This window comes from Enterococcus sp. NPDC086594 (assembly GCF_044746145.1).
Taxonomy (GTDB): domain Bacteria; phylum Bacillota; class Bacilli; order Lactobacillales; family Enterococcaceae; genus Enterococcus_D; species Enterococcus_D entomosocium.
The window spans coordinates 890,435-907,387 of sequence record NZ_JBIVBP010000001.1 but is presented as its reverse complement, the minus strand read 5'-3'; the positions used below and the strand labels follow the sequence as shown (position 1 = coordinate 907,387).

Genomic DNA, 16,953 nt, shown 5'->3' with positions numbered 1-16,953 from the left:
CTTGACGGCGACCCATTAGGAAGCTAGAATAAGAGGTACTGCGAAATAAGGAGAGAAGCTAGGATGGATATTCGCTTGGATCAAGATTGGCGTATGCGGCCAATCAAAGGCGACACCGGGAAAGCCTATATCGGGCTCAAGGACAACGACAAAGTCTTTATCAAACGAAATACGACCCCGATGCTTGCGGCACTCTCTAAAGAGGGCATTGCACCCAAACTCGTCTGGACGAAACGGACGGGAAATGGGGATACGCTCTCCGCACAAGAATGGCTGGATGGACGGGTCTTAGATCCCGATGAAATCGGCCAAAGAAATGATGTCATTGATGTGTTGTATCACTTGCATCATTCAAAAACGTTGGCACAGATGCTAAGCAAAATCGGCGGACAAGTCAGATCGCCTGAACAGATGCTGATGGATTATCAGGATCAGCTGCCTTCTGCGGTCGCCCAAAACCGTTTTATTCATTTGGTCACCGAGTATTTAAAAACCAATATTCCAGCTTTTGACGAGCAGAAAGCCGCGGTCGTCCATGGCGATGTCAATTATCGAAATTGGCTAGTTTGTCAAAACTATTTGTATTTAGTCGATTGGGATTCCGTGATGTTTGCAGATCCGGCAATCGATATCGGCACTATTTTAGGTCACTATGTGCCATTATCTGGCTGGTCTCATTGGCTCGTGCGCTATGGTATCCACAGCAGCAGCGAAGTGATCGAAAAGATTTATTGGTACGCATTGTTGAGTATGCTGCAAGAGGTCAAAAAATATTATCTGCGAGGCGATTACAAAGCCATGAATGCAGAGATTTTACAATTAAAACGAATTTATAGCGAATGAAGAGAAGATGGAGCGAGGCAATTTGGTTCCATCTTGTTTTTTCGGAAAGGAAGAAACATGAGAGTAAGAAAACGTGCAGGTGCAAAAGAGCTGATTGACGCTCATCCAGAATACGTCGTGGCAGAGCCTACTGAATGGAAAGGGCGTTGGCATGAACGCTTTGGCAATGATCACCCGCTGCATATCGAAATTGGAATGGGAAAAGGCCAATTTATTACGGAAATGGCGAAAGCTCATCCCGAGATCAATTATATTGGTGTGGAAATGCAGATTAGTGTCGTTTCGATCGCATTAGATAAAATGATCGAGCAGGAGATCCCGAACTTGCAACTGCTGCATGTCGATGGTTCCGCATTGACCAACTATTTTGCAGACAATGAAGTAGACCAGATCTATTTGAATTTTTCTGATCCATGGCCTAAGAAGAAGCATGAGAAGCGCCGTTTGACTTCCAAAGCCTTTTTAGCAGTCGACGAGCAGATTTTACGTCCCAACGGCGAGATCCATATCAAAACGGATAACCAAGGATTGTTTGAGTATTCCTTAGCGAGCTTTTCTCAATACGGCATGATTATCAAACAAGTTTGGTTGGACTTGCATAACAGTTCCTTTGAGAACAATATCATGACGGAATATGAAGAAAAATTCTCAAGCCGCGGGCAGCGGATCTATCGGGTGGAAGCCCAATTTGTGGCAAAAGAACCACAGAAATAAACGAATGATGAAAGATGAAGCAAATTTGCTTCATCTTTTTTTTCTATTCTCAAAGCGTTTGCGTATTTCTTTTTAGGAGGGATAAGTCGTGGATATTCGAGCATTCTCAGACGAGTTGATTCTTTATGGAAGACAAGAACGCATGCAGGATCTGACCATTTTGCCTAGCGGTACACAGATGGAGGTGATTTTCAGTAAAAGCTATCTCAGAAAGACCTATCAAGTACTGACCAACGAAGAAGCTCAGCAGCTGATCACCCGCTTCAAATTTTTAGGAGGAATGGAGGTGGGAGAACGGCGCAAAGCTCAGTTAGGCGCAGTCAGCTATCTGTTAGGCGATCAGCTACAGCGGTTGCGCGTCTCAACGGTGGGTGATTATCAAGGGCGTGAAAGTCTCGTGATGCGGTTTCTTTATCCTTTGAACAAGGAGCATCTGCGCTATTTTTTTGCAGAAGACGTCCAGCAGATCCAACAGACAACCAAACAAAGAGGCCTATATTTATTTTCTGGTCCCACTGGCTCAGGAAAATCGACCCTCATGTATCAATTAGCACGGGCAACCAAGGGACAAGTCATTACCATCGAAGATCCTGTGGAGATTGAAGAGCCGCATTTTTTACAGCTGCAGACCAATTTGAAAATCGGACAAGACTATGATGAATTGATTCGCTTGTCTTTACGGCATCGTCCGGACCTGCTTTTGATTGGCGAGATCCGTAACAAAGAGACGGCGCAAGCCGCTGTACGAGCCGCTCTGACAGGTCATCGAGTATTTGCCACGATCCATGCACGAGGCGTAGCAGAAACCAAGACACGGCTGCTGGAATTGCTAGGGGCAGACGATCTTCTGGCGCACGCGTTGCAAGGGATCGTTTATCAGCGATTGTTGCCGAATGAAGTCAACGAACCCCATGGATTGCTGGCGTATCACTTTTATGAGGGGCAAGTGGAAAAACAGTGGCAGCACGTATTAAAACGAGTGAAAGAAAGTGGGTGGATCACCGATGAAGTTTATGAAAAAGAAGCCCCAGCTACCACGCCGTGCAACTGAAGCCCTCTTGGTCACCTTCACGGTGTTATTGGAGAGTGGCTTTTCCCTACAAGAAAGCCTCCAAGTGTTGCTGCGCAGTCGCCAGTTTTCTGAACCTGTGATCGAACAGCTGATTGCCCATCTTGCCCAAGGGCAAAGCTTGGCAGCAGCAGTAGCGCCGTTGTCTTTATCGGCTACCGAAAAAAATCAGCTTTATTTAGCAGAAAGTCATGGGAATCTCACGACGACCTTGCGGCGGATGGTCGACTACCACAAATTGGTCAACAAGCAAAAACAGCTGCTGTACAAAGTAGCGGCCTATCCGCTTTTGCTACTGGTCTTTTTAGTGGCGGCTCTCTTTGGCATGCATCGCTTTTTAATGCCTCAATTGTTAGCCTCTGGCATGATCGACGAAGGTCATTGGGGCATTCGCGCCATCACTTGGGCACCAGCAGTACTTATCCTCTTCTTGTTGGTAAGTGTGCTGCTTTTTGTGATCAGCCGCTGGGTATTTGCCCGCCGCACTGCCTTGCAAAAAGCTGTATTCTTCAGCCACCTGCCATTGTTCGGAGCATTGTACACGAGTTATCACACGAGTTTTTTCGCATTGGAATGGGGCAAGTTGTTTCAGCAAGGGTTAGATATCCAACAGATCATTGAGTGTATGGAGCACACCAATAAAGCTACCTTGATCCAAGAATTAGCGCGAGAGTTGCGAGTGACCTTGACACTTGGCGGAGAACTCCCAGAAAAACTTCGTCATTTCTCGTTTCTCACACCAGAATTTTCTTTGATCGTCTTTCAAGGAGAAGTACGGGGAAAGTTAGGAGAAGAGCTTTTTTTATACAGTCAATTATTGATGGATCGCTTGTTTCAACGAATCGAAAAAGCTATTCACTGGGTTCAGCCTCTGATTTTTTTGTTGGTTGCTTTAATGATCGTTGGGATCTATGCCGCTATGTTTTTACCAATCTATGGAAATATCCAAGGAGTGATCGAATGATAGAAAAGAAAGTCGCATCTTCTCGCAAGCAGGGGATTTGGCGTGTCAAAAAAGGCTTTACATTGGTTGAAATGTTGGTTGTTTTATTAGTGATCAGTATTTTGGTTTTGTTGTTTGTCCCAAATCTTGCCAAGCAAAGAGGAATCATTGATGAGAAAGGAAATGCGGCCATCGTGAAAGTGGTGGAAACCCAGATCGAACTCTTTCGTCTGAATGAAAATCGGGAGCCCTCGAGAGAAGAATTGATCGCTGAAGGGTATGTATCTGAGGAGCAATATGCGATTTATGAGCAAGGGGACTAAGGGCTGTCGACGTTGCTCTTTTGCTGGTTTTACTTTAATAGAAAGCCTTTTGGTTCTCATGGTCAGTAGTATGTTTCTCTTTTTTCCCGTCGTGGCCATCGAGTACTATCAACGATCTGCTGAAGTCTTAGGCTTTTGTGCACGCTTAGAAAAAGGCCTCTATACCATACAGCAATCGGCCATCATCGATAACACACAAACCCGAGCCGTTTATCAAGCAGCGCCAACGCCAACTGTTTCATTTTATGGCGCTGCAACTGAGCCGGTCACCAAGATCGAAGTCCCTCCTCAACTAGCGATGCAGGCGTTTCCCGATATTCTTTTTAGTAGTCAGTCCGGCAACAATAGCAGTCTGCGAAGGATCGTTTTCTATTGGCAGGAGAAAAAGCAAACCATCAGCTATAAGTTTTTATTTGGGAGCGGACGCTATGAAAAAATCGTTGAATAGCGGGTTCATCTTAGCAGAAAGCCTGATTGGCTTTGGGGTGTTGGCAACCTGTGTGTTATTGTTTTTAGCGATGCAGACCGCTTCACTGACGCAAAGTGCGGCATTGCAGGAAAAAGCCCAAATGCTGCGGGTGCTGTATGAAGAAGTCCAGAACCACTCCTTTGATGCGTCAACCATTACCTACACGACGCAGCGTCAGACGGTCTATCAAGTTCGCTTTTGGCAAGCAGCGCAGCATCAACAGGCACGCATCCAAAGTGGCGAACAGCTCTGGGAGATTGTGTATGAAGAGTAAAGGCTTTACTTTGTTGGAGTGTCTGTTGTCTTTATGGGTATTGGCGATCTGCTTATTGATGATCAGCGGGATCGTCAAGCACCTCGCACCGGTCAATCAGCAGATCATGGCTCGCAAAGATCAAGAATGGCATGTTTTTTTGTTTCAGTTGGAACGGGAATTAAGTACCTGTGTCTATCTATCAGTCAGCGAGAACACGCTATATTTGCGAAGCAGTCAAAACAATTCGGTAACGATCGATCGCATCAACCGCGTGTTGCGGAAACGGGACAACAATGGCTATCAACCGTTGTTGACAGAAGTGGCAGATGTGTCTTTTGAGAAAATTGGCGCAGCGATCCGCTTTACCGTTTCCTTTGAGAATGGAGACCAGAAAATTGGACAATGGAAAATACACTCACAAGAGGCGGCATAAAGGCGGTATTTTACTCACAGCATTGTTGTTTGTGCAGCTGTTGAGCTTGATGTTATTGCTGGTGTTAGAAAACAGCCGCACAACAGCCCTTTTTTATACAAAAACCATTGAAACCTATGAAGCCCGTATTATGAGTGAACTTTTCCATGCGGAATTCTTGCAAAACGAGTTGGAAGATCGAGGGACACGGTTTTATAATGTAGGAAAGTTGACTTATGAACGGCAAGGACAGAGCTTACAGATCGAATGCTATGTCAAAAGTCGGCGATTTACTTTTACCTTTTTGTTGCCTGAAGAGCAGCCTGAAATAGACACAGATGACCAAGAAGAATAGTACAGGAAAAGGATGGTTGTTTCGACCATCCTTTTTCATACAGAAATAGAAAAAGAATGTTTACAGCTTCACAAATTATTCTAAACGAAAGCGATTGATTATTTTGGATGAATCGGCTAAAATTAAACAGGTATATATGTTGTTATAGTTTTGAAAAGAGGTGCAAGATGTCCGCAGAAAAAATGGAAACGTCTTTTCATTTGACCGTTGAAGCGATCCAACTGCTTCAAAACGCATTGGAAACGTCTTTTTTTGATGCTTACGTAGAGACGATCGAAAATTTTGTTGATCAATACCAAGTTCGCGTGATCGATGGGGTACCAGATGAAGCAACTGCTGCTCGTTTAGAAACCATCTATCAAGAAATTCGAGCAATGGAACTATCGGCAGAAGAAAAACGCAAGCTTGCGCAGTTGGTTTTGTTGAAAGGCAGCCAAACGGAGCGCCTGCAGGCCAATCACCAACTGACACCAGATAGTCTTGGGTTTTTATTCGTCTATTTGATCGAGCAGTTGAGTAGTGCCGATCAACCAGTGAAACTTCTTGATTTATCGGTAGGCATGGGGAATCTCTTATTGACAGTCTTGCTGAATCTGCAATTAGCCAAGCGTCCAGTAGAAGGAACCGGTGTGGATATTGACGAAACCTTGTTGGCGATCGCAGCTGCAACTGGCGAATGGACCAAAGCGCCCTTGCATTTGTTCCATCAAGATGGCTTGCAAGAGCTTTTGATCGAACCGATGGATCTGGCGATCAGCGATCTACCGGTGGGCTATTACCCACAAGATGACAAAGCCCGCAGCTTTATTACGGCGGCTCCAGAAGGACACAGTTACGCCCATCATTTGTTGATGGAACAAGCGATGAACTATGTCAAAGCTGGCGGTTACGGTTTGTTCTTACTACCAAGCAATTTCTTGGAAACGGAACAGAGTGAATTTTTGAAAAAATGGCTGAAAGAAAAGGTTTATTTGCAAGGAATGATTCAGCTTCCTGAAGAACTCTTTAAAAATGAACATTCACGTAAAAGTATATTGCTTTTACAAAACCACGGAGGGACAAGCAAACAAGCAGAAGAAGTCTTGCTGGTCAAGCTAGCCTCACTGAAAGAACCAAAGAACATCACAAAACTTTTTGAACAATTTGCGGCTTGGAAAGCAGCAAATCTGTAATATAATTCGGATAAGGAGATCATCATGTCAAAAACAATCGCAATCAATGCTGGAAGTTCAAGTTTAAAATGGCAATTATATCAAATGCCAGAGGAAACAGTTGTCGCTAAAGGAATCGTTGAACGAATCGGTTTGAAAGATTCTATCTTTACCATCAAATATGGGGAAGATCAAAAATTCGAACAAATCATCGATATCAACGATCACGAAGTAGCTGTAAAAATGTTATTGGATCAACTGATCGAATTAAACATTTTAGGTGCTTATGATGAAATCACTGGCGTCGGTCACCGCGTCGTTCACGGCGGAGAAGATTTCCCTGATTCAGTTGTGATCACAGACGAAGTGATGGAACGCATCCAAGCATTGGCTGAATTTGCGCCATTACACAACCCAGCAAACTTGATGGGGATCACTGCTTTCAAAAAAATCTTGCCTGAAATCATCAGTGTCGCTGTTTTTGATACTTCTTTCCATGCAACGATGCCAAAACACAATTACCTATACAGCTTGCCATTAGAGTACTATAACGAGTTTAAAGTACGTAAATACGGCTTCCACGGTACAAGCCACCGTTATGTTTCTGAGCGTGCGGCAGAAATGTTAGGCAAACCAATCGAAGAATTAAAAATCATCACTTGCCATCTAGGGAACGGTGCGTCGATCACTGCAGTTGACGGCGGAAAATCAGTAGATACATCAATGGGCTTCACGCCGTTAGCTGGTGTAACGATGGGAACACGTTCTGGTGACATCGATCCTGCTGTTTTGCCTTACTTAATGGAAAAATTAGATTTGAACATCGATGAAATGGTGGATGTTTTAAACAAAAAATCTGGTTTATTAGGCTTAACTGGTATTTCCAGCGACATGCGCGATCTAGAAGCAAACTACGACAAAGAAGAAGTCAAAGTTGCTTATGACGTCTTTACTGACCGCATCCGTAAATACATCGGTGGCTATGTAACGACCATGAACGGTGTCGATGCGATCGTCTTTACTGCTGGTATCGGTGAAAATGATGCCCACGTCCGCAGCGAAGTTATCAAAGGCATGACTTGGTTTGGTTGCGAATTAGATGCCGATCAAAATGCAAAACGCGGCGAAGAATTAGTGATCTCAACTGAAGAGTCAAAAGTCAAAGTACTTTTGATCCCAACAGATGAAGAATTAATGATCGCTCGTGATGTGGAACGTTTACGCGGCTAAGCGAAAACATTTCTTAGAATAGAAGCTGAAACACATGCAAGAGAAATGCTTGCATGTGTTTTTTTGTAGGAAAGTCCGCAAAACGGGACTAGAGAGAAAAATTGGTGAAGACCATTTTCTAATTTTTTAAACAGAAAATTTAATAATTATACATATGAAAATTGGCTCATACTGCACCTAGGTGGATGGCTTCTCATTTTGCTTTCATTTTAATTTAAATTTCCTTCCTTTTTTACAAGATGTTCTCAGGGAAATACCCTTGTAAAAGTTGCCAAATGGGAATAAACTGGCATTTGTGAATTTTCAGAAAAATTCCGCTATTTTATTTTCATTAATTTTTATAAGGGGCCATTACATATGGAAAAAGAAAAAACATTCTTAGGTCAGCCGCGAGGGCTGTCGACGTTATTCTTCACGGAAATGTGGGAACGATTCAGTTATTATGGTATGCGGGCGATTTTGGTGTACTTCATGTACGATGCAGTTGCCAACGGCGGCTTAGGGTTGCCAAAAGGAACGGCTGTGGCGATCATGTCGATTTACGGTTCCTTAGTGTATATGTCAAGTATTGTTGGCGGTTGGATCTCGGACCGTCTTTTAGGATCAAATAAATCCGTCTTTTATGGTGGGATCTTGATCATGTTAGGACACATCGTCTTGGCAACACCTTTAGGGATTCCAGCGTTGTTTGTGTCCATGATGCTGATCGTCATCGGAACCGGACTCTTGAAATCCAACGTGTCGGGTATGGTGGGGCATTTATACAGCAAAGACGATATCCGTCGGGATGCTGGTTTCTCAATTTTCTACATGGGGATCAATATCGGTGGCTTGTTAGCACCGATCATCGTCGGGATCTTAGGACAAGAGGTCAACTACCACTTAGGCTTTTCGATTGCTGCTATCGGGATGTTTATCGGTTTGGTGCAGTATTATGTGCAAGGAAAAACCACGTTGAAAAGTGTAGCGATCGCGCCAACGAATCCCTTATCGGCAGCCGAAAAGAAAACCTTCTTCCGAGCAGTCGTTCTGGTTCTTCTCGCATTGGCAGTGTTGTTTGGCGCAGCTGCTGCAACGGGCCATCTGACGGTTGATTTCTTCATCAACTTCATCAGTGTTTTAGGTATTTTCTTGCCGATCTACTACTTTACCAAAATGCTGCGTTCGAAAGATGTCACACCAGATGAAAAGAAAAAAGTGTTGGCCTACATTCCGCTGTTCTTGTCAGCGATCGTCTTTTGGTCCTTAGAAGAACAAGGCTCATCGATCTTGGCATTGTTTGCTGCTGACCGTACGCAATCAACGTTATTCGGCATCAATATTCCAGCAAGTTTGTATCAAACCTTAAATCCACTTTTTGTCGTCTTACTGACACCTGTCTTTGTCTGGTTGTGGACCAAACTAGGCTCTCGTCAGCCACGGACAGAAGTGAAGTTTGCCATCGGTTTAGTCTTAGCCGGTTTGTCCTTTCTATTGCTAATGCTGCCAAGCCTCTTGTTTGGAGTAGAAGAACGGGTCAGCCCATTATGGTTGGTATTGAGCTTCTTCATTATGATTGCGGGGGAAATGTGTCTTTCACCTGTGGGCTTGTCGGTGACGACCAAACTAGCGCCGAAAGCTTTCGAAGCACAAACCTTGGCGATTTGGTTGTTAGCAGACGCTTCTTCACAAGCCATCAATGCGCAAATCGCTCGGTTCTATACACCACAAACAGAAGGGATGTACTATGGCATCGTCGGCGGAGTAGCCGTTGTTGTCGGCATCATCTTGTATTTAGCTAGAAAACCGATCCGCAACTTGATCGGCAACATTCATTGATCAAAAAATAAAAACTTGATTTTCCGCCTATGCATGGATTGAACAACCCATGCTTACTGTAGGAAAATCAAGTTTTTTTGTTGCGAATCAATGTCTTAGTCAATCAATGGGCTTAGTGGCTGGCGTGTGATTTGCTGCTGTGCAATGACCAGGGCTTCTTGGAAGTGCTGCTGCAAAAAGTAGCGGTCATGGCTGACTGCCAGCAGGGTTCCTTGATAATCTTGCAGCATTTCTTCAATTTCTTCTCGGGCATAGCTGTCGAGGTGATTGGTTGGTTCATCCAAAATCAGGACGTTGATTTTTTCTAAAAAGAGTTTCAGTAATGCCAACCGGATTTTTTCACCACCGGATAGATCTTTGATTCGTTTGGCCACATCACCTTGATAAAAACCACTTTTGGCTAATTGCCGACGAGCCGTTTCTTCGTTTCCTGTCAATGTATGGACGTAGGCTAATAGGCGGCTCTCGGGATCGGAAAACTGCAGCTGCTGGGGCAAATAGCCGATCTGTAAGTTGCTGCCGCGCTTGATAGTGCCGCCGCTAGGAAGCTCCTCACCGAGAAGTAATGTGAGTAAGGTTGATTTTCCGGTACCATTGTCGCCGATGATGGCTAGATGCTCCCCACGGTAGACCGCAAAACTGCTGTCTTTGAATAAGACTTGGCCGGCGTATTGCTGGTGCAAATCGTGAACGATGAACACCTCTTTGCCTGATTTTCCGCCATTTGCCAAGCCTTGCAGCCGATTTTTCGGGGGCGCTGGCGGTTTGACCAGTGTAAGTTTCGCTAGGCGGCGTTCCAATTCTTTAGCTTTTTTGAAGAAGGATTCATTGTCTCCTTCATGGCCCCACTGACGAAATCGACGAATCATGACTTTCAGTCGCTGGACTTCTTTTTGCTGCAGTTCGTAATTTTTGGTCAGCTCCGCCAAGCGAGCTTCTTTCAAGACACGAAATCGGCTATAGTTCCCAGGATACTCAATCAGGGCGCCTTCTTCCAGTTCCCAGGTCTTGGTGGTGACTTGATCGAGAAAGTGTCGATCGTGAGAAACGACTAGAACCGCTTTTTTCGTATTCTGTAAATAATTTTCCAACCAGCGGATACTTGAAAGATCCAAGTGATTGGTTGGTTCATCCAGTAACAGCAAGTCAGCATCGGTGACTAACACTTTGGCTAAAGCGACTTTGACCCGTTCACCCCCGCTAAGGTCTGTTAACCGTGCGTCCTGCCGATGGGGAATTCCTAACCCTTGTAAGATCGCGGAAATTCGGTCTTCTAATCCATAACCGCCCAGCTCTTCAAAGCGCTGCTGCAGCTCGCCATAACGGATCAGACACTTCTCTAAATCAGTATCGGGTTCTGCCATCAAGGCTTCGTAATGGCTCATTTGCTGTTTGAGTTCTTGAATGTTAGCTGCAGAATGGAGCAGGTAGTGGGTAACGGTTGCTTCAGAAACTGTCAGCTCTTGCTCGACCGTCCCGATCCTCAAGCCTTTTTGGCGGCTGATAACGCCGCTATCGACGCCTTCACTGCCAGTCAAGATTTGTAAAAAGGTTGATTTGCCCGTTCCGTTGATGCCGACTAAGGCAATTTTTTCCCCAGCGTCGATTTGGCAGGATAACTCCTCAAATAACGGATTCCCGCCGATGGTTTTTTTAATAGCAATTGCTTGTATGATCATGATCTCTCTCCTTGAGACCACTCAAAAAGGCCATGGATATCCATGGCCAGTGTTATTTAAACTCAGATTTTTTTGAGAAAAATACCTTGAGATGGCCATTGATTTTACGTAAATTTAACTGTTTTGGACAGACTCGTCCCGTCAACAGCAACTGTAAAACCAATTGCATGGCTAAATGCGATATGGTATCGTTGGTAATTTTCATTACTTGTTATTTTAGTCATGCGCATCATGGTCGTTTTCCCTCCTTTGTGTCTTTGTCTTTTCAGTGTACCTGAAAGTATCAGAAAGTTCAACCAGGACTGGCGGTTTCTTAGCGTTCCTCGATGCGTAATTCTGTCAGAGAGCTTTCTTTCATCTGACCGATGACCAAAGGAACGGTCTCATGAACCACATCGCTGTATTCTAAGCCGAACCAGCGTTCAGGTGAAATAGTATGGCGTTTGATAAAAAGCTTCGTCTGCATGACTTGCTTCTGCCATTTGCTTAATGCAGTTGCATTCGACAGCTCTTCTTCGATCATCACGAATTGGAAATCACCCACATTGCGTCCAGGCGTTAAGGAATAGCGTTGCGGCTGCAGCGGCAAGCGACCATCTTTCATCAATTCTTGAATGATTTGGCGAATGTAGAGATTGACTTCTTGCGGCACCCGAAAGCCGAGATAAAGCTTTAGTTTAACGATAAAATCGGTATCTGCCATCGAAACTTCATATTTTTTCGTATAAGGTTCATCGGTGACTTCCACATTGACGAACCAATACACTTTGGCACGCTTCGGCCGTTTGTCTAAAATGGAATAGATGAACTGCTGACCGATCTGATCGTCTTGCAGTTTAGGAACCATGAAGACGACGTTCGTCTGAGATAACGGCAAAGAATCATCTTCCCGCAACTGTTTCAATTGAGGGATATAGGTAGAAAGTGCAACTTCTTCGGCAGCATTTTCTTGAATACGATTGCCCCATTCCCAAATCAGCATCACGCCGATGATCACGCTGGCTAACAAGATGGCAACGTAACCGCCATGGAAAAATTTCGTCGCACTAGAGATAAAGAAAATGCCTTCGATCGCTGCAAAAAAGAGCGTGATGAACGGTGCCAAGAAACGGGTCTTCTTGTTTTGGTGCAAGTAGAAATACAGCAAAATAGTGGTCATCAACATCGTTACCGTAATGGCCAACCCATAAGCGGCTTCCATCCGAGTAGAGGTCTGGAAGAATAAGACTACGCCGGAACAGGCGATCCACAGCAAGGTGTTCAAGGCAGGAATATACATTTGCCCGATAGACGCCCCCGGATAGATGATTTGCATCCGCGGCAATAGTTTCAACTTGATGGCTTCAGAAACCAAGGTAAAGGAGCCAGACAGCAGAGCTTGCGAAGCAATGATGGCAGCGAGTGTGGCGAAGCTGACACCAAAGACTGTCCACCCTTGCGGCAACGCTTGGAAAAATGGATTCAAGTTTTCGATTTCTTGATAAGTCGGGTTTTGATAGACTTGCAGCAGCCACGCCGCTTGACCAAAGTAATTCAGCATCAAGCAGATTTTGATATAGGGCCAGCTAGCATAAATGTTTTTCTTACCCACATGACCTAAGTCCGAGTAGAGGGCTTCCGCACCAGTAGTCGCCAAAAAGATATTGCCGAGAATAAAGAGACCAGCGCTGTTATCGGGACTAAAGAGCAGATTGATCGCATACCGGGGATCAAGGGCCCGAATCACCGAAAGGTCACCGGCAAAGTTCATCACACCGACGATGCCCAAGAAGGTGAACCAGCCTAGCATGATCGGTCCGAAGGCTTTGCCGACAAACTCAGTCCCAAAGCGCTGCAGGGCAAAGAGGACCAATAAGATTGCTAAGGTTATGCCGACGATGATCGATTGGTCATTGCCGAAGCGATCAAAAAAGGCTGGAATTCCCCGTAATCCTTCGATGGCAGTGGTCACGGTCACGGCAGGCGTCAATACCCCATCTGCTAGCAGGGCTGCGCCCCCGATGATCGCTGGAATAATCAAGTAGCGGCTGTTTTTACGAACTAAGGTATAAAGGGAAAAAATCCCGCCTTCTCCATGGTTATCCGCGTTTAATGCGATCAAGACGTACTTGATCGTCGTTAACAAGGTCAGCGTCCAAAAGACGAGCGAGACGCTGCCTAAGATAAAATCGGGCGTTAAGGTGCGGAGTCCGCCATTATCCTCCACCAGGGCTTTCATTACGTAAAGTGGGCTCGTACCGATATCACCGTAGACCACCCCCATGGCGACTAAAAGTCCGCCGGCGGTCACTTTTTTCATTTTACTTGAACTCATTGACTGTTTTCCCTCCATTTTAAACTGCAAAAAGACCTAAGCGGCCCCTTGCCACTTAGGTCTTGCAAGAAACATCTTAAACCAGCGGATTCCCGCTTGCTGTTGATCTAAGATCATGGAACGATCCATGTGCTACTCCCCTAAAGTGCTCTTATTATCTTTGTTTTTGCAGCTCCTGTCAATTGATTTGATAAAAATGGCAATAAACATTTTTCTTTTACTGCTTTTCAGCGTAAGATAACAATAGGTATGGAATAAGGAGGCAGGAAAATGATTGAGATCAAGAATCTGACGAAACAGTATGGACCCAAAAAAGCATTGTCTGATCTTTCCCTGACGATTCGTCAAGGGGAGATCTTTGGCTTTCTGGGACACAACGGGGCAGGGAAGTCGACAACAATCAAAAGCTTAGTGAGTATTTTGCAACCGACGAGTGGGGAAATCTTTTTTGACGGTCAATCCCTCGCGGAACATCGGGAAGCGATAAAAAAACAAATTGCCTATGTGCCGGACACGCCAGATTTGTTTTTACAGCTAACAGCAGGGGAGTATTGGGACTTGATTGCCGCAGCGTATGAGGTGCCAGCAGCGGAAAAGGCCGAGCGTTTGCAAAAATTAGGGCGCTTGTTTGATATGCTGTCTCATGAAGAAGAGACCATCGCCAGCTTTTCCCATGGAATGAGGCAAAAAACGCTGCTGATTGGGGCATTGATTCCCGATCCGGACATTTGGATCTTGGATGAACCATTGCAAGGCTTAGATCCTCAAGCGGCGTATGATTTAAAAGAAATGATGAAACAGCACGCTGCCAAGGGTAAGACCGTGATTTTTTCCACCCACGTCTTGGACACCGCCCAGCAGTTGTGCGATCAATTGGCGATTTTGAAAAAAGGTGAGCTGCTGTACAATGGCTCAGTGGCAGATTTGCTGGCACAGCATCCGTCGCTTTCTTTGGAAACAATCTATCTGCAAATGACTGGGAGAAGTCAAGAAGAAGCGATTCTTGCAGAAGCGGAGGAAGCGTAGATGCGAAAACAACAATTTCTGACGCTGACTTCCGTTAATTTGCGGTATGCCAATCCCCAACTAACAGACAAAGCCCGCAAAAAAGGCAAGGCTGGTTCGACCTTGACCAGTTATCTGTTGTTTCAATATGCGCTTTCTGGGGTAGTGTTTCTCCTAATCTATGGCTTGACGATGATCACATTGGATTTTAGTCAGATGCCGGGCTTTTTTACCTATTATGTCGCTTTGTTCGGAATCTTAGGCTTTTCCCAAGGGATTTCGTCCATTTACAATGTCTTCTTCGAAAGTCAAGATCTGCCAGCGTATTTGCCGCTGCCCTTTCGACAGAGTGAAATTTTTCTGGCAAAGATCGTGGTGGTATTTCTTACCGTTGCGCCGTTTATTTTTCCTTTGTTGGTCTTATTTCTCCTGACAGGGATTCGGGCAAACGTCTTTTTCTTGCTGACGATCTTATGGGCGTTCTTGCTGTTCGGCTTGTTTTTAGTCTTGATCTTCAGCATTTGCAGCTTGATCGTCTTCAGCCTGACCCGCACCAAGTTTTTCTTGAAGCATAAAAAATTGGTCACTAGTTTATTGCTAGGCGTGACGATGCTGGTTGTTGTGATCGGGGTCTTAATGATGAATCAGGTGAATACTTATGAGACAGACGTGGTAGACCGGGGAGCGATCAGCTTTTTATTGCCTTTTTATTATGTGATGGTGGCACCGTTTCAAACGACCGGTTTGCTTAGCTTGCTAGGGATCATCGCCACAGCAGGCGTGCTGCTTTTTGCCCTCTATCGATTGATCTTGCCGAAGTTTTATGAGCAAGTGGCAGCCGCGGCGCCTAACCAAGGGAGTGTTCGTCGGAAACATAAGCCCAATCAAGGCTTGGGCCAGCTGTTGTTTAATTACAATTCGCAGTTGATCCGTGATCCGAATTTGATCATGCAAGTCTTTTCTTCTTCGTTGCTGATGCCCATCATTTTCTTAGTGTCTTTTGTGTTTACAGGAGCGATTCAGTTAAGTGAATTGGATGAGCGGTTTATCGGTGTTGTTTTCGTGGCGGGGATCGCCTTGGCGGCACTGATGGTCAACCCGACTTCTTTTATCAGTAATTTGATTTCATTGGATCAGGAGAATTTCTTGTTTGTCCGCTCCTTGCCGCTATCGATGAAGCGCTACTTGCGGGAAAAATTCCGCTTTGGCGTCGTTTTGCAGCTGAGCTTAACGGCAGTCATCGTGCTGGCAGCAGTGCTTTTATTCAAAATGCCGCTGATTTTGGCTATCTCTTTCCTAGTAGGAGCACTTTGGAGCAGTTTTCTTTTGTGCTTGAAATATTTTGCTCGGGATTATCGATTGCTGCTTTTGGATTGGACCAATATCAGTCAATTGTTTACGAGAGGGGCGGGGAGTCTTGGGTTAGCCATTGGAACAGTCGCAACGCTATTTCTTTCCGTCATTGTTATCATCCTTTATGGCTTTGCTGCGACTTCGGTTGATTTTTGGTTATTGAATGGTCCGGTTTTCTTTGTGATCCTCTTGACCAACGTCCTTTGGATAACCCATTATCACCATAGATTTTGGCGTCGTTTTTCCTAAGGGAAGCGACGCTTTGCTTTTTTTATTTAAGGATGGGTAAATTAACTATTTATTCAGAAAATTCAGAAAAACTATTTACAATCAAAAGGAAACATGGTTAGATAGGAGTACCTATTACTTTGCTTTCATTTTTTGCTGTACAAGTTTGGATAACCGACTTGTCAAAGAGCTGTGACCAAAGGCAAAAAGACCAATGAGACCTAAGTGCTCGTTAACTCTTTTGCTTTTGTCACGGTTTTTTTTGCACAAAAAAACCTGCCAAGCAGCGGCAGGTCGTCTCACTATTAAGCTTTCGTGTGGTCTTTTGCTGGGACTTTGTTTTCTAGGTCTGTCCGCACAACTAACACATCACAGCCAGCATGGCGAATGACATACTCAGACACGGAACCGATAAAGATTCGTTCCACGGCATTTAAACCAGTGGCACCGATCATAATCAAATCGATGTTGTGATCTTCGGGCAATTGTTTGGCAATGATTGGTTTTGGCGAGCCGTATTCAATCACTGTTTTGACTGCAGTTACTTGGTGTTTGCGGGCATAATCCTCATAGTCTTTCAAAGTTTGTTTGGCCATTTCGGTTGCTTGCTCAGCAAGCATGCCGTCAAAAGAAGAAACGGTTTGAAAGGCCCGAGTGTCGATCACATGTGCTAAAACTAATTCAGAATCATTCCGCTGTGCCACATTCACGGCTTTTTTGAAGGCTAATTCTGACTCGCTAGACCCATCGACGGCTACCATGATTCGTTGATATTGTTGTAACATAAGAAA

General features: G+C 44.8%; 17 protein-coding genes. 14 read left to right on the top strand and 3 right to left on the bottom strand.

Translation table 11 applies throughout. The annotated features are described in order from the left end of the window. The first annotated feature begins 63 nt into the window (after window positions 1-63). The 12 genes from ACIPK1_RS04165 (at window position 64) to ACIPK1_RS04110 (ending at window position 9,583) form a co-directional block, all read left to right on the top strand. Window positions 64-843 carry a phosphotransferase family protein gene (locus ACIPK1_RS04165; protein ID WP_005233409.1) on the top strand — a complete coding sequence of 260 codons (780 nt, stop codon included), beginning with the start codon at window positions 64-66 and terminating at the stop codon, window positions 841-843. Between the two features lie 57 nt (window positions 844-900). Next, window positions 901-1,557 (top strand): tRNA (guanosine(46)-N7)-methyltransferase TrmB, encoded by a 657-nt coding sequence (trmB, locus tag ACIPK1_RS04160; protein WP_301388159.1) that lies wholly within the window; start codon window positions 901-903, stop codon window positions 1,555-1,557. 88 nt (window positions 1,558-1,645) lie between these two features. Then, window positions 1,646-2,608: a competence type IV pilus ATPase ComGA gene (comGA, locus tag ACIPK1_RS04155; protein ID WP_061053364.1), complete on the top strand. Its 963-nt coding sequence runs from the start codon at window positions 1,646-1,648 to the stop codon at window positions 2,606-2,608. Further along, entirely contained in the window at window positions 2,562-3,590 is a 1,029-nt protein-coding gene (gene comGB, locus ACIPK1_RS04150; protein ID WP_016612983.1) for a competence type IV pilus assembly protein ComGB, read from the top strand. The genes comGA and comGB overlap by 47 nt, the downstream gene beginning before the upstream one ends. After that, window positions 3,587-3,892 (top strand): competence type IV pilus major pilin ComGC, encoded by a 306-nt coding sequence (gene comGC / locus ACIPK1_RS04145; protein ID WP_005233413.1) that lies wholly within the window; start codon window positions 3,587-3,589, stop codon window positions 3,890-3,892. Before comGB ends, comGC begins: the two co-directional genes overlap by 4 nt. Then, a complete protein-coding gene (gene comGD / locus ACIPK1_RS04140) occupies window positions 3,876-4,340 on the top strand; it encodes a competence type IV pilus minor pilin ComGD (protein WP_005233414.1) in 465 nt (154 codons plus the stop codon). Before comGC ends, comGD begins: the two co-directional genes overlap by 17 nt. After that, window positions 4,321-4,635 carry a hypothetical protein gene (locus ACIPK1_RS04135; RefSeq protein WP_005233415.1) on the top strand — a complete coding sequence of 105 codons (315 nt, stop codon included), beginning with the start codon at window positions 4,321-4,323 and terminating at the stop codon, window positions 4,633-4,635. Before comGD ends, ACIPK1_RS04135 begins: the two co-directional genes overlap by 20 nt. Continuing rightward, window positions 4,625-5,050, top strand: coding sequence for a competence type IV pilus minor pilin ComGF (gene comGF, locus ACIPK1_RS04130; protein WP_005233416.1), 426 nt, complete (start codon window positions 4,625-4,627; stop codon window positions 5,048-5,050). The genes ACIPK1_RS04135 and comGF overlap by 11 nt, the downstream gene beginning before the upstream one ends. After that, the gene (comGG, locus tag ACIPK1_RS04125) at window positions 5,013-5,384 is read left to right on the top strand and encodes a competence type IV pilus minor pilin ComGG (protein WP_008382038.1); all 372 of its coding nucleotides are present in this window, start codon (window positions 5,013-5,015) and stop codon (window positions 5,382-5,384) included. Before comGF ends, comGG begins: the two co-directional genes overlap by 38 nt. A 167-nt stretch (window positions 5,385-5,551) precedes the next feature. Next, window positions 5,552-6,556 (top strand): class I SAM-dependent methyltransferase, encoded by a 1,005-nt coding sequence (locus ACIPK1_RS04120; RefSeq protein WP_005233418.1) that lies wholly within the window; start codon window positions 5,552-5,554, stop codon window positions 6,554-6,556. Between the two features lie 24 nt (window positions 6,557-6,580). Beyond that, entirely contained in the window at window positions 6,581-7,765 is a 1,185-nt protein-coding gene (locus ACIPK1_RS04115) for an acetate/propionate family kinase (protein ID WP_005233419.1), read from the top strand. A 357-nt stretch (window positions 7,766-8,122) separates the two neighbouring features. Next, on the top strand, window positions 8,123-9,583 hold the full coding sequence (locus ACIPK1_RS04110; protein WP_005227746.1) for a peptide MFS transporter: 1,461 nt from the start codon (window positions 8,123-8,125) through the stop codon (window positions 9,581-9,583). Window positions 9,584-9,678: 95 nt separating this feature from the next. Here the strand turns inward: ACIPK1_RS04110 and abc-f are convergent, their stop codons facing one another. Together abc-f and ACIPK1_RS04100 are read right to left on the bottom strand one after the other, a co-directional pair. Then, window positions 9,679-11,262 carry a ribosomal protection-like ABC-F family protein gene (gene abc-f / locus ACIPK1_RS04105; RefSeq protein WP_301388156.1) on the bottom strand — a complete coding sequence of 528 codons (1,584 nt, stop codon included), beginning with the start codon at window positions 11,260-11,262 and terminating at the stop codon, window positions 9,679-9,681. Window positions 11,263-11,575: 313 nt separating this feature from the next. Then, the gene (locus ACIPK1_RS04100; protein WP_008382045.1) at window positions 11,576-13,576 is read right to left on the bottom strand and encodes a KUP/HAK/KT family potassium transporter; all 2,001 of its coding nucleotides are present in this window, start codon (window positions 13,574-13,576) and stop codon (window positions 11,576-11,578) included. Window positions 13,577-13,846: 270 nt separating this feature from the next. Between ACIPK1_RS04100 and ACIPK1_RS04095 the strand changes: the two genes are divergently transcribed. Then, window positions 13,847-14,602 carry an ABC transporter ATP-binding protein gene (locus ACIPK1_RS04095; RefSeq protein WP_301388154.1) on the top strand — a complete coding sequence of 252 codons (756 nt, stop codon included), beginning with the start codon at window positions 13,847-13,849 and terminating at the stop codon, window positions 14,600-14,602. Next, entirely contained in the window at window positions 14,603-16,183 is a 1,581-nt protein-coding gene (locus tag ACIPK1_RS04090; RefSeq protein ID WP_400449964.1) for an ABC transporter, read from the top strand. A gap of 284 nt (window positions 16,184-16,467) precedes the next feature. On the opposite strand, the gene ACIPK1_RS04085 is transcribed toward ACIPK1_RS04090, so the two are convergent. Next, window positions 16,468-16,947, bottom strand: coding sequence for a universal stress protein (locus ACIPK1_RS04085; protein WP_005233432.1), 480 nt, complete (start codon window positions 16,945-16,947; stop codon window positions 16,468-16,470). Window positions 16,948-16,953 lie beyond the last annotated feature (6 nt).